The sequence below is a fragment of the Microbacterium marinilacus genome, from assembly GCF_019753765.1.
Classification (GTDB): Bacteria; Actinomycetota; Actinomycetes; order Actinomycetales; family Microbacteriaceae; genus Microbacterium; species Microbacterium marinilacus.
The window spans coordinates 145,109-157,911 of sequence record NZ_JAIJZW010000003.1 but is presented as its reverse complement, the minus strand read 5'-3'; the positions used below and the strand labels follow the sequence as shown (position 1 = coordinate 157,911).

The 12,803-nt window shown below is 73.9% G+C and carries 11 protein-coding genes; 5 read left to right on the top strand and 6 right to left on the bottom strand.

The features are described from left to right. Positions 1–40 precede the first annotated feature (40 nt). A complete protein-coding gene (locus K5S26_RS06415; RefSeq protein WP_221857089.1) occupies positions 41–1,303 on the top strand; it encodes an aconitase X in 1,263 nt (420 codons plus the stop codon). After that, positions 1,300–1,710 carry an aconitase X swivel domain-containing protein gene (locus K5S26_RS06410; protein ID WP_221857087.1) on the top strand — a complete coding sequence of 137 codons (411 nt, stop codon included), beginning with the start codon at positions 1,300–1,302 and terminating at the stop codon, positions 1,708–1,710. The genes K5S26_RS06415 and K5S26_RS06410 overlap by 4 nt, the downstream gene beginning before the upstream one ends. 100 nt (positions 1,711–1,810) lie before the next feature. Here the strand turns inward: K5S26_RS06410 and K5S26_RS06405 are convergent, their stop codons facing one another. From K5S26_RS06405 to K5S26_RS06385, 5 genes are all read right to left on the bottom strand, one after another. Next, complete coding sequence (locus K5S26_RS06405; RefSeq protein ID WP_221857085.1) at positions 1,811–2,266, bottom strand: hypothetical protein; 456 nt, start codon at positions 2,264–2,266, stop codon at positions 1,811–1,813. Between the two features lie 100 nt (positions 2,267–2,366). Further along, positions 2,367–3,104, bottom strand: a complete 738-nt coding sequence (locus tag K5S26_RS06400) for an IclR family transcriptional regulator domain-containing protein (RefSeq protein WP_221857083.1) — start codon at positions 3,102–3,104, stop codon at positions 2,367–2,369. 177 nt (positions 3,105–3,281) lie between these two features. Then, a complete protein-coding gene (locus tag K5S26_RS06395) occupies positions 3,282–4,454 on the bottom strand; it encodes a thiolase family protein (RefSeq protein ID WP_221857081.1) in 1,173 nt (390 codons plus the stop codon). A 47-nt stretch (positions 4,455–4,501) separates the two neighbouring features. Then, complete coding sequence (locus tag K5S26_RS06390; protein WP_221857079.1) at positions 4,502–5,170, bottom strand: 3-oxoacid CoA-transferase subunit B; 669 nt, start codon at positions 5,168–5,170, stop codon at positions 4,502–4,504. Further along, entirely contained in the window at positions 5,167–5,913 is a 747-nt protein-coding gene (locus K5S26_RS06385) for a 3-oxoacid CoA-transferase subunit A (protein ID WP_221857078.1), read from the bottom strand. Before K5S26_RS06385 ends, K5S26_RS06390 begins: the two co-directional genes overlap by 4 nt. Positions 5,914–6,113: 200 nt before the next feature. Between K5S26_RS06385 and K5S26_RS06380 the strand changes: the two genes are divergently transcribed. Beyond that, positions 6,114–6,926 (top strand): SDR family oxidoreductase, encoded by an 813-nt coding sequence (locus tag K5S26_RS06380; protein WP_221857077.1) that lies wholly within the window; start codon positions 6,114–6,116, stop codon positions 6,924–6,926. Positions 6,927–6,986: 60 nt separating this feature from the next. On the opposite strand, the gene K5S26_RS06375 is transcribed toward K5S26_RS06380, so the two are convergent. After that, positions 6,987–10,451 (bottom strand): bifunctional proline dehydrogenase/L-glutamate gamma-semialdehyde dehydrogenase, encoded by a 3,465-nt coding sequence (locus tag K5S26_RS06375; RefSeq protein WP_221857076.1) that lies wholly within the window; start codon positions 10,449–10,451, stop codon positions 6,987–6,989. Between the two features lie 99 nt (positions 10,452–10,550). Between K5S26_RS06375 and K5S26_RS06370 the strand changes: the two genes are divergently transcribed. Both K5S26_RS06370 and K5S26_RS06365 read left to right on the top strand, forming a co-directional pair. Beyond that, positions 10,551–11,456 carry a LysR family transcriptional regulator gene (locus K5S26_RS06370; RefSeq protein WP_221857075.1) on the top strand — a complete coding sequence of 302 codons (906 nt, stop codon included), beginning with the start codon at positions 10,551–10,553 and terminating at the stop codon, positions 11,454–11,456. 203 nt (positions 11,457–11,659) lie between these two features. Next, positions 11,660–12,697, top strand: coding sequence for a zinc-dependent alcohol dehydrogenase family protein (locus K5S26_RS06365; protein WP_221857074.1), 1,038 nt, complete (start codon positions 11,660–11,662; stop codon positions 12,695–12,697). Positions 12,698–12,803: the final 106 nt, after the last annotated feature.

Genomic DNA, 12,803 nt, shown 5'->3' with positions numbered 1-12,803 from the left:
CATCGGCGCACCCGCCGTCGGCCCGTGGAACGAGGGATCCATGCAGCTCACGGCGCGACAGCGCGCGATGGCGGACGGCGACGAGGGCGACGCCATCGCGGCCGCGATGCGCGTGCTCGTCGAGTACGGCGAGATCATGGACGCCGAGCGGCTCATCGGCGTCTCCAGCGCGGCCGGCGCAAACCTGTACGGCCCGCGGCATTCGCGCCCTCTCGGCAGCGACGACCCCGTGCGGCTGTTCAGCGAGTACTCGCTGAACTCGGACCGCGCGGTCGACGCCCCGCCGGTGCGGGTGCCGTCGTGCCAGCTGATCGGGCCGATCGACCGCGTGCACGCCGGCGAGGTGCAGAACATGCCGCCCCAGGCCGTGGCGAAGGTGGCCGAGAGCCAGGCGTACCTCGAGGGCCTCGGCGTGAGCCTGCTGAGCACCTGCACGCCCTACCAGGTGGGGTTCCTGCCCGAGTTCGGCGACCACGTGGCGTGGATGGAGTCGTCGGCGGTCGTCTTCATCAACTCGGTGATCGGCGCCCGCACCAACACGGAGGGACGCGAGTCGGCGGCCGCGTCGATGCTCACGGGCCTCACCCCAGAGGCGGGGCTGCACCTGGACGCGAACCGTCGCGCGGACGTGCGCGTGCGCGTGGAGACGGACATCCCCGGCACGTTCGGCTGGAACGCGCTCGGATACTGGCTGGGCTACGCCGTCGAGGACCGCGTGCCCGCGATCGACGGCCTCACGACGCGCCCCGACCTGGTGCAGCTGAAGCAGCTCGGGGCCGCAGCCGCCAGCTCGGGCGACGTCGAGCTGTTCCACATCCCGGGGGTCACCGCCGAGTGCTCGTCGGTGGAGCAGGTCCTGGCCGACGGCGCGGAGGAGCTGGTCTTCGGCCGTGCCGAGCTCGACACCGCGATCGCGCGCCTGAACGCGACGCGGACGGGCGACGAGGTCGACTTCGTGATGATCGGGTGCCCGCACGCGTCGTACGAGCAGATCCAGCAGGTGGCGTCGCTTCTCGACGGACGGCGCGTGTCGTCCGACGTCGCCCTGTGGCTGTTCACGCCGAGCGCGCTGCGGGAGCGGGCGCGGGACGAGGGTCTGCTCGACGCCATCGAGGGCTCGGGCGCGCGCATGCTTTCCGACACGTGTCCCGCGATCGGGCAGTTCCTGCCGCCCGGCACGCGACGCTTCGCCACCGACTCGGCCAAGCAGGCGCACTACCTGCCGGCGATCATGGGCGTCGAGGGCGCGTTCGCGACCACCGCCGACTGCGTCGCCGCGGCGATCGAGGGCCGGCTGCCATGACCGCCCTGGTGGTCCTGCCGGGCCGGACGCTCGTCGCCGGATCCGCGCGCGGCGACGCGCTCGTGTGCACCGCCGCCATCTCGGGGTGGGGCGGCGTCGACCCTCGCCGCGGCGTCATCACCGAGGTCACGCATCCGCAGCGCGGCGAGGCGTTCGCCGATCGCATCCTCGTGATCCCCGGCGCGAAGGGCTCGTCGGGGTGGTCGGGCCAGTTCCACCTGACCCGCACGATGGGCACGGCGCCGCGCGCGATCGTGACCTCGAAGGTCAACTCGAAGCTCGCCGTGGGGCTCGTCGCGCTGGGCGTGCCGGCGATCCTCGTCGACGGCCTGTCGGCGTTCCCGGCGGACGCTCCGCTCGAGGTCGAGCTGCCGGGCGACGGCACCGTCGCGGTGCGCGGCGCCTGAGCGAGGCCGCAAAGCCCTCGTTCCGGACGCCGCGCGATGCGCGGGCGCTTCCGGAGTGCCATATGGCACCCCGGCGGCCCTCACGAGTGCCACATGGCACTCACGGTGCCGGCGGCGGGGGCTCCTCGGCCGTCCACGACTTCAGGATGGCGAGGTTCGGGAGCGGGATCCACGCGCCGATCCGCGGATGGTTGATCGCCACCCCGCCCACGCCCGCCGCCGACAGCGACGAGACCCAGTCCAGCGCGCCGGGCATCGGGAGGGCGAACAGGGGTACGGCGTCGCCGTCTCCGACCAGGCCCAGCTCGACCGCCGCCTCGCGGGCGCGGCCGGCGCTGCTGTAGGCGCTGACGACGGGGCCGACGCCGTCCAGCTGCAGCGCATACGGGCGCGGGCTCTCGTCCGTGCCGCGGTTGACGAAGAACCAGGTGCCGAGCTTCGCCGCCGCCTTCCAGAACGCGATCTCGGCGTCCTGGCTCGGCGCAGCCGTGCGCTCGGCGTCGAGGCGGTCCAGCTCTGCGAGCAGCCGCGGATCAGGATCGGTGGGATGCGACATGGGGCCCTCTCGTCGACGCGTCGTCCCGAGGGCGCCCCCGCGACGTCGCGTCGACTGTACCCCGGGGTGCCGGCGCAACCCTGGGGCCGGGCGGCGCGCCTCAGACGAGCCGCAGCTCCGCGTCGATCGCGGCTGCGGTGCGCAGCAGCACCGGCAGGTGCACCTCGCGCAGGCGCTCGAGCGTGACACGACCGGCGGTGGTCGAGACGTTGACGGCGGCGACCACGCGGCCGTCGCGGCCGTGCAGCGGAGCGGCGACCGAGCGGAGCCCCGGCTCGAGGCCCGCATCGACGATCGCCCAGCCCTGCGCGGCGACCTCGTCGAGCTCGGCGCCGAGCGCCGCGTCGCGAGCGGGGCGGTCGGCCGCGGGCAGTCCCGCGAGCAGGACGCGGCCCATGCTCGTGCGCCGGGCGGGGAAGCGTGTGCCGATGGTGATGCCGACGCTCATGATCCGTCGCGTGGGGACCCGGGCGACGTAGACGATGTCGTCGCCGTCGAGCACGGCGGCCGAGACGCTCTCGTCGACCTCGCGCGACAGGCGCTCGAGGTGGGGCTGCGCCAGCTCCGGGAGCGACAGCGCGGAGAGGTAGCTGAAGCCGAGCTCGAGCACGCGCGGCGTCAGCGCGAAGTCGCGGCCCGCGCTGCGCACGTACCCGAGCTGCTCGAGCGTGAGGAGGAACCGCCGTGCGGCCGCGCGCGTGAGGCCGGCGCGCACCGCGACCTCGCTGAGCGTGAGGCGCGGGTGCTCGGCGTCGAACGCGCGGATGACCGCCAGCCCCCGCGCGAACGACTGCACGTACTCGCGGGAGCCGGCGTCAGTCGGATCCGCCTCGGTCATCCGATCAGCCTCTCATGCGGAGCGTGTCCCACATGGCGCCGGAACGCCGATGCGAAAGCGGCACGAAGTGGGACACGGATGGACGGGTAGCGGCACGAAGTGGGACACGGACGGACGGGTAACGGCACGAAGTGGGACACGAGAACGAGGATCGCCGTGGCCTCGCACGCCGCCGGATCAGCGCTCGAGCACGAGCGCGAGGCCCTGGCCCACCCCGATGCAGATGGCGACGACCGCGACACCGCCCCCGCGCCGCTTCAGCTCGTGCGCGGCGTGGCCGACGATCCGGCCGCCCGAGGCTCCGAGCGGGTGGCCGATCGCCAGCGCGCCGCCGTGGATGTTGAGCCTGTCCGGGTCGAGCTCGGGCCAGCCCTGCAGGTTCGACAGGGCCTGGGCCGCGAACGCCTCGTTCAGCTCGACGAGGTCGACGTCCGCCCAGGTGCGACCCGCCGCCGCGAGCGCCTTGTTCGCGGCCTCGATGGGCGCGAGCGGGAACAGGTCGGGATCGTTGCCGTGCACGCCGCGACCCGCGATCCGGGCGAGCGGCTCGGCCTCGAGCACTCCTTCGGCGCCCAGCAGCACCGCCGAGGCCCCGTCGTTGATGGGAGACGAGTTGCCCGCCGTGACGGTGCCGTCCTCCTTGGCGAACAGCGGCTTGAGCCCCGCGAGCTTCTCGACGGTCGAGTCGTCGCGGATGCCCTCGTCGCGGGCCAGCTCGGCGCCCGGCACCTGAACGACCTCGTCGTCGTAGACCCCCGCGGCCCACGCCTCGGCGGCGAGACGGTGGCTGCGCGCGGCGAAGGCGTCCTGCTCGTCCCGCGTGATGCCCTTCAGCTGAGCGACCTTCTCGGCCGACTCGCCGTTCGAGATCGTCCAGTGCGTCGGCATCGCCCGGTTGGTCATCCTCCAGCCGATCGAGGTGTTCCACAGCGTCTGGTTGCCGACGGCGGGCCAGGCCTTCGGCGACTTCTCGACGATGAAGGGGGCGCGGCTCATCGACTCGACCCCGCCGGCGAGGATCACGTCGGCGTCGCCCGTCTCGATCGCACGCGCGCCCTGGATCACCGCCTCGACGCTCGAGGCGCACAGGCGGTTGACGGTGACCCCCGACACCGAGGTCGGGAAGCCGGCGAGCAGGGCGCCCATGCGCGCGACGTTGCGGTTGTCCTCGCCCGCCTGGTTCGCGGCGCCGAAGATCACGTCCCGGATGCGCGCGGGATCGAGCCCCGTGCGTTCGACGGCGGCCCGCATGGCCACCGCCGCGAGGTCGTCGGGGCGGACGCCCGAGAGCGCTCCGCCCGCACGGCCGAACGGGGTGCGGACGGCGTCGTAGACGAATGTCGAGGTCATGCCTCCTCCTTCTGGGTCTTTGGTGCGTGTGGGGGCGCCGCGCCCGGTCAGCGCGGGGCGCCCAGGGACAGTCCCGTGAGCTCCTCGAGGCCCTCGACGGTGTTGTCGCCGAACAGCTCGCGCACGCGGAAGCCGTCCGGCGTCACGTCGAACACCGCGTGATCGGTGTAGACCCGGGTGACGCATCCGACGCCCGTGAGCGGATAGCCGCACGCCGCGACGAGCTTCGGCTCGCCCTGCTTGGTGAGCAGGTCGGTCATCACGTACACGGACTTGGCGCCGATCGCCAGGTCCATCGCTCCCCCGACGGCGGGGATCGCCCCCGGGGCGCCGGTGGACCAGTTCGCGAGGTCTCCGGTCTGGGACACCTGGAAGGCGCCCAGCACGCACACGTCGAGGTGGCCGCCGCGCATCATCGCGAACGAGTCGGCGTGGTGGAAGTACGCGGCCCCCGGCCGGGCGGTGACGGGCTGCTTCCCGGCGTTGATGAGGTCGGGATCGACCCGCGCGGCGTCCGGGGCCTCCCCCATGCCGAGGAGGCCGTTCTCGGTGTGCAGGATGATCTCCTGGTCGGCCGGAAGGTAGTTGGCCACGAGGGTCGGAGCCCCGATGCCCAGGTTGACGTAGGAGCCCTCGGGGATGTCGGCGGCGATCCGCGCCGCGAGCTCGTCGCGGGAGACGCGTGCGCCGGTGGTGGCGGATGTCGACTCGGTCACTTCGCTGCCTCCTCGGCCGCCAGCGGGCGGCCCTCGATGTCGACGCCCCCGACGAATCCGCCGTCGCGCAGCCAGCGGCGGGCGCCCACGGCCACGACCCGGTCGACGAAGATACCGGGCGTCACGACGGCCTCCGGGTCGAGCGCGCCGAGCTCCACCGTCTCGTCGACCTGCACGATCGTCGTGGCGGCGGCGGTCGCCATGATGGGCCCGAAGTTGCGCGCCGTCTCGCGATAGACGAGGTTGCCCCACCTGTCGCCCTTGAGGGCGCTGATCAGGGCGACGTCGGCCTTGATGGGGTACTCCAGCACGTAGCGGCGCCCGTCGATCTCCCGCTCCTCCTTGCCCTCGGCGAGCTGGGTGCCGACGCCCGTCGGCGAGAAGAACGCGCCCACGCCGGCGCCGGCCGCGCGGATGCGCTCGGCGAGATTGCCCTGCGGGACGAGCTCCAGCTCGATGTCGCCCGCGCGGTAGAGCCCGTCGAACACCCACGAGTCGCTCTGACGCGGGAAGGAGCAGATGATCTTCCGCACCCGCCGCGCCGCGAGCAGTGCGGCGAGGCCGGTGTCGCCGTTGCCCGCGTTGTTGTTGACGATCGTGAGGTCGGCCGCGCCGTGCGCGATGAGCGCGTCGATCAGCTCGACCGGCTGTCCCGCCCGTCCGAACCCGCCGATCATGACGGTGGCCCCGTCCTCGATCCCTGCCACGGCGTCCTCGACGCTCGCGACGGTCTTGTCGATCATCCGGCCTCCTCGCTGATCCGCCCGTTCGCTGTGCGAACATCTGTGCGTTCTGCGAATACCGTATCGCGTCGTCCGATCCGCGCACAACGCCGGCCGGACGGCGGCGACGCGCCGCGGCGATGGACACGGCCGGCGCCATACGGGCCGGGCGGCCTGTCAAGGGCGTTCCCCCGGCGGGCCTCGGCCGGTGGACTGGCCGCATGAGCACCGAACCGCTGAGCTTCCAGCCCTCCACCGCGATCGTCACCGCATCCGACTCGGGCATCGGGAGGGCGACCGCCGTCGCCTTCGCGCGCGCCGGCCTCGACGTCGGCGTGACCTGGCACAGCGACGAGGAGGGCGCACAGGAGACCGCGCGGCTCGTCGAGGCGGAGGGGCGCCGCGCGGTCGTCGCCCGCTTGGACGTCAGCGACGTCCCCGACTGCGGCGACGTGATCGACCGGATCGCCGACGAGCTCGGCGGGGTGGACGTCTTCGTCAACAACGCGGGCACCGGCGACAGCGTGCCGTTCCTCGACGCGGAGCTCGACGGCTGGCGGAAGGTCGTCGGCACGAACCTCGACGGCGCTTTCATCGTCATGCAGCGCGCGGCGCGACGGATGGTCGCCGCCGGGCGCGGGGGACGCATCATCGGCGTGACGAGCGTGCACGAGCATCAGCCCAAGATCGGCTCGAGCGCCTACGACGCCGCCAAGCACGGCCTCGGCGGCCTGCTGAAGACCATGGCCATCGAGCTCGCCGAGCACGGCATCACGGTCAACGCCGTCGCCCCCGGGATGATCGCCACGCCGATGACCGGCATCGATCCCGCCGACGCGTCAGCGACCGAGCGGCCGGGCATCCCGATGGGCCGGCCCGGCGTGCCGGAGGAGATCGCCGCGGTGGTCGCCTTCCTGGGATCGCCCGCCGCGTCCTATGTCACGGGCGCCAGCTGGCCCGTGGACGGCGGCGTGCTGCAGATGGGCCCGATGGCCGGAGCGAGCATGCGCTCGGACGACTGGCGCCGCGTCTGACCGACGCCCCACGGCGTGCGGGCCCGCGGCACCATGACCACGGGCCCGCACATCCGCCGGTCAGGCTCCCTTCAGCGCGGGCACCTCGTACCGGCGCGGGTTCCCGAAGCGGTGGGCTGTGATCGACACGGCCTGCTCGCGCAGGAACGGGAGCAGCTCGACGCGGCCGGCGGAGACGACCGGGCCGTCGTACACCGCGACGTTGGGCGCGCCGCCCGTGGCGTCGTACACGGCCGCGGACGATCCGCCGATCAGGCGGATGCGGCCGCCGGACGCGGTGAGCGCCGCGGCACGCCGCGCCCAGGCGGCGTCGTCCTCGACGGCGAGCTCGGCGCCCGTCTCGGCCAGGTAGTGGCGCACGGCGGTCGGCAGCGCGCCGGCGGCGCTCACCGCGAGCGGGGCGCCGGTGCGCGCACCGGCGGCGACCACGCGGATCAGATGCGCGATCCGGTCGCCCTCGAAGCGCACGGTCACCGGCACCGGCGCGTACCGCAGCACGTTCTGCTCCAGCTCCAGCGCCTGCACGTCGCGCGCGACACCGAACTCGTCGCGCCACGCGGACACGTCGGTGCGGAGCGCCGCCGTGAGCCATCCGGCGTCGGCCTGGTCCTCCAGCGCCGTGGTCGCCCGGCGGCCGAGCACGTCGAGCGCGTCCGCGCCCTCGCGCACCGCGACGTCTCGCCACGTGCCGAGGCCGTACAGGTAGCTCGGGCCTCCGGCCTTGGTCCCCGCGCCGACGGCCGACTTCTTCCAGCCTCCGAAGGGCTGGCGCTGCACGATCGCGCCGGTGGTGCCGCGGTTGACGTACGCGTTGCCGGCCTCGACCCGCTCGAGCCACCGGGCGATCTCGGCATCGTCCAGCGCGTGCAGGCCCGAGGTCAGGCCGTACTCGATGGCGTTCACGAGGTCGATCGCCTCGTCGAGTGTCGCCGCGGTCATGATGCCGAGCACCGGGCCGAAGTACTCGGTCAGGTGGAACTCCGACCCCGCCCGCACGCCGTCGCGGATGCCCGGCCGCCACAGCGCACCGGCGTCGTCCAGCCTCTCCGGCTGACGCAGCCAGGTCTGACCGGGCTCGAGCGTCGTGAGCGCGCGGGCGAGCTTGCCCTCTGCGGGCCCGATGAGGGGCCCGATCCGCGATCCGTCCTGCCACGGCATGCCCACCTCGTAGCCCTCGACGGCGTCGAGCAGCTGGCGGCGGAACCGCTCGCTCTCGGCGACCGACCCGACGAGCACGACGAGCGACGCCGCCGAGCACTTCTGGCCCGCATGGCCGAAGGCCGAGTACGCGACGTCCTTGGCCGCGAGGTCGAGATCGGCGCTCGGGGTCACGATGATCGCGTTCTTGCCGCTCGTCTCCGCCAGCAGCGGCAGGTCGCGGCGCAGCGAGCGGAACAGCTCGGCCGTCTCGTAGCCGCCGGTGAGGATCACGCGCTCGACCTTCTCGTGCGAGACCAGCCGGCCGCTCAGCTCGCGACCCTCGACCTGCAGGAAGTGCAGCACGTCGCGCGGCACGCCGGCCTCCCACAGCGCCTCGGCGAGCACGGCGCCGCAGCGGCGCGCGGCGCGAGCGGGCTTCAGGATCACGGGCGAGCCCGCGGCGAGCGCCGCCAGCGTGGAGCCGGCGGGGATCGCGACGGGGAAGTTCCAGGGCGGGGTCACCACGGTCAGGCGGGCGGGCTCGAACGTCGCGCCGTCGACCTGGTCGAGCTGCTCGGCGCTGACGGCGTAGTAGTGCGCGAAGTCGATCGCCTCCGACACCTCCGGGTCGCCCTGCTCGATGACCTTCCCGGCCTCCGAGCCCATGACCTCGAGCAGCTCCGCGCGGCGGGCCTCGAGCACGTCGCCCGCGCGGTGCAGGATCTCGGCGCGGCCGGCGGCGCCGAGCGCGCGCCAGGCCTCTCCCGCCGTGACCGCGCGGTCGACGATATCCTCGAGCGCCTCGCCGTCCGAGACGGTGTGCGCCTCGACGGTGTCGACGCCAAGCGTGGAGCGCTCCATCCGCGAGCGGATCCCGTCGGCCCACTCGCGGTTGCCGGCGAGGCTGGGGTCGGTGTCGGGCGCGTTGCGGAAGCCGTCGCGCGCACCGTCGGCCTGCGGCTCACGGCGGTCCTGCACGCGGTTCGGCGACGGCACCCCCGCGGGCATCAGCGCGATCGACTCGAGGAAGCGGTCCTTCTCGCGCTCGAAGAGCGCCGGGTCGGTGTCGAGGTCGAACACCGCCGACATGAAGTTCTCGGGGCTCGCCCCCTCCTCGAGACGGCGGATCAGGTACGCGATAGCCACGTCGAACTCGTCCGGGTGCACCACCGGGGTGTAGAGCAGCAGCGAGCCGACCTCGCGGCGGACGACCGCCGCCTGCGCCGTCGCCATGCCGAGCAGCATCTCGAACTCGATGCCGCCCTCGGCGCCGCGACGGCGCGCCAGCAGCCACGCGAGCGCGATGTCGAACAGGTTGTGGCCGGCGACGCCGATGCGCACGTTGCCCACCCGGTCGGCGGTGAGGGCGTAGTCGAGCACCGCCTTGTACGAGGCGTCGCTGTGCTGCTTGCTGTGCCACGTCGCGAGGGGCCAGCCGTGCGTCTCGGCGTCGACCTGCTCCATCGGCAGGTTCGCGCCCTTGACCACGCGCACCTTGATCGGGGCGCCGCCGCGGGCGACGCGGTCGGCCGCCCACTCCTGCAGGCGCACCATGGCGCCGAGGGCGTCGGGCAGGTACGCCTGCAGCACGATGCCGGCCTCCAGCCCGTGGTTCTCGGGGCGAGAGAGGATCGTCGTGAAGACCGCGAGCGTGAGGTCGAGGTCCTTGTACTCCTCCATGTCGAGGTTGATGAACTTGCCGCCCCCGCGGGCGACGTCGTAGAGCGGCGCGAGCGCCTCGACGGCGTCGTGGACGGCCTCGTCGAAGGCCCACGGGCTGTGCGGGGCGACGGTCGACGACACCTTGATCGAGACGTAGTCGACGTCGGCGCGCTCGAGGAGCCGACGCGTGCCCGCCAGGCGGCGCTCGGCCTCGCGGCGACCGAGGATGGCCTCGCCCAGCAGGTTGACGTTGAGGCGGATGCCGTCGCCGGTGATCTCCGACAGGGCGCCGCCGAGCTTCTCGTCGCGCGCGTCGACGATGAGGTGGCGCACCATGCCGCGCAGCACGGCGCGGCTGGCGGGCACGACGATGCGCGGCAGGATCGGGGCGAAGAACGCGCCGACGCGGATGAGGCCGCGCAGCGGGGCGGGCAGGAACGACGGGATCAGCGGCACCAGCGTCGTGAGGTTGCGGGCGGCGACGCGAGGGTCCTCGGGGCGCACCACGCCGTCGACGAAGCCGACAGTGAAGGCGAGGCCGTTCGGGTCCCGCAGCACGCCGGCGAGGTTCTTGGCGGCGGCGTCGACCTTCTCGTCGCGCGCGGCGGCGAGCCACGTGCGCACCTGGGCGATCGCGTCCTCGGCGAGGCCGGCGTCGATGCCGGGGCGGGCGGCGTCCTCGTCTTGGACGGCAGGGGGTCCGAGGGGCGACTCGGTGCTCATGGGAGGGCCTTTCTCAGAGGGGACCGCTCCAGTGTGCGACCGGTGAACGTTCAGGAAAAGCGTGCAGTTCCGCACGATAGCTTTCGCTATCCTCGAACAATGGCGGAGGCGTGGAGCACCAGGCGTCTGCAGCTGCTGCGCGAGCTGCAGCTGCGCGGCACCATCACCGAGGTCGCCGCGGCCCTCAGCTACAGCCCGTCGACGGTCTCGCAGCAGCTCTCGCAGCTGGAACGCGAGGTCGGGGTGCCGCTGCTCCAGGCAGACGGGCGGCGGGTGCGCCTGACGGCGCAGGGCGAGGTGGTCGCCGCGCATGCGGCACGCGTGCTGGCGCTCGAGGAGGAGGTGCGGGGAGGCCTGGACGTCCTCGCACCGAGCATCGGACCGGTCCGGATCGCCGCGCTGCAGACCGCGGCACGGGCGCTCGTGCCGCGCGTGCTCGAGATCCTCGCCGAGTCCCGGCCGGGCCTGCGCGTGGAGGTGTCGGTCGTGCCGCCCGAGACCGGGCTGTTCGAGGTGGAGGCGCGCGGCTATGACCTCGCGATCGCCGAGCAGTACCCCGGTCACACGCGGCCGCATCGCGACGGGCTCGACCGCGAGCTGCTCGGCGTCGACCCGATCCGCCTGGCCGCGGCGCCCGGCAGCGGCATCGCGGCGCTGGCCGACGCCCGCCACGCGGCGTGGGTGATGGAGCCGGAGGGGACGGCCGCCCGCGCGTGGGCCATGCAGCAGTGCCGTGCGGCCGGCTTCGAGCCGGACGTGCGTTTCGCCGCCGCGGATCTGCTCGCGCACATCCGGCTGATCTCGGCCGGTCACGCGGTGGGCCTCGTGCCCGACCTCGCCCTGGCCGACGACGCGGCCGACGTGCGCCTGGTCGACCTCCCCGGGTCGCCTCACCGCGAGATCTTCACGTCCGTGCGTGCGTCGACGACCGGCTCGCCGTCCGTGACGGAGGCGCGCGCGGCGCTCTCCCGCGCCTTCGGCGAGCGCCGCGTGCACATCCCCTGACCCGCCCGCGCGCCGCCCTGTCGGCGTCCATCCACCGGCGCGCGTCCCCCCGGACGTCCGTCACCGGGCACGACGCAGGATCCGGCTGACCGCGGTCGGCGGGATGACGCAGCTGACACGGGTGGCGGACACCGGACGCCCCGCGTCATGCTCACGCCCGCGCGACGCGCAGAATGGAACGGAGAGCCGAGAGGGAGGTCGCCATGCGAGCCGTGGTCTTCGACGAGATCGGCGCCGCCCCGGAGGTGCGCGACGTGGCCGACCCCGTCGCCCCGGCGGGCGGCGTCGTCGTGCGCGTGCACGCCACGGGGCTGTGCCGCAGCGACTGGCACGCCTGGGCGGGGCACGACGAGATCGCGCTGCCGCACGTGCCCGGACACGAGCTGGCCGGCGTGGTCACGGCCGTCGGCGAGGACGTCGCGTCGTGGCGGGTCGGCGACCGGGTCACCGTGCCGTTCGTGTGCGGCTGCGGCGCCTGCGAATGGTGTCTGCGGGGCGACGCGCAGGTATGCCCGGACCAGCAGCAGCCCGGGTTCACCCACTGGGGATCGTTCGCGGAGCTCGTCGCGCTGCACGCCGCCGACACCAACCTCGTCGCGATCCCCGAGGGGATCTCGTACGAGGCGGCGGCGAGCCTCGGCTGCCGCTTCGCCACCGCCTATCGCGGCCTCGCGGCACGGGCACGGGTGCAGGCGGGCGAGTGGGTCACCGTGGTCGGCGCCGGCGGGGTCGGTCTCAGCGCGGTGATGATCGCGCACGCGCTCGGCGCCCACGTCGTCGCCGTCGACCGCAACCCCCCGGCCCTCGACCTCGCCCGTCGCCTCGGCGCCGACCACACCGTGCTGTCCGACGGGCGAGACGTCCCCGAGGCCGTGCACGGGATCACCCGGGGCGGCGGCCACGTCTCGGTGGACGCGGTGGGTCTCGAGCAGACCGCGTCCGACGCGATCCGCAGCCTGCGCCGGCGCGGCCGCCACGTGCAGATCGGCCTGCTGCCGGCGAGCGAGGGTCACCCGCGCCTGCCGATGGACCGGGTCATCGGCTGGGAGCTGGATCTCCTCGGCAGCCACGGCATGGCCGCCGCCGACTATCCCGGGATGCTCGCGCTCATCGAGGCGGGCACCCTCGAGCCGCAGCGGCTGATAGAGCGCCTCGTCGGGCTGGACGACGCCGCGGCGCTGCTGCCGGGGATGGACCGCTCGGCCAGCGCCGGCATGACGATGATCGACCCGTCCCGCTGAGACGGCCCTCCGCCCCCGCTCCGCGCGCGCCCGGATCGGGACCGATGAGGGGCCGCCGCACCGAGGACGGCCGACGCGCGGGCGTCAAGCCGTCCGCGCCGGGGCC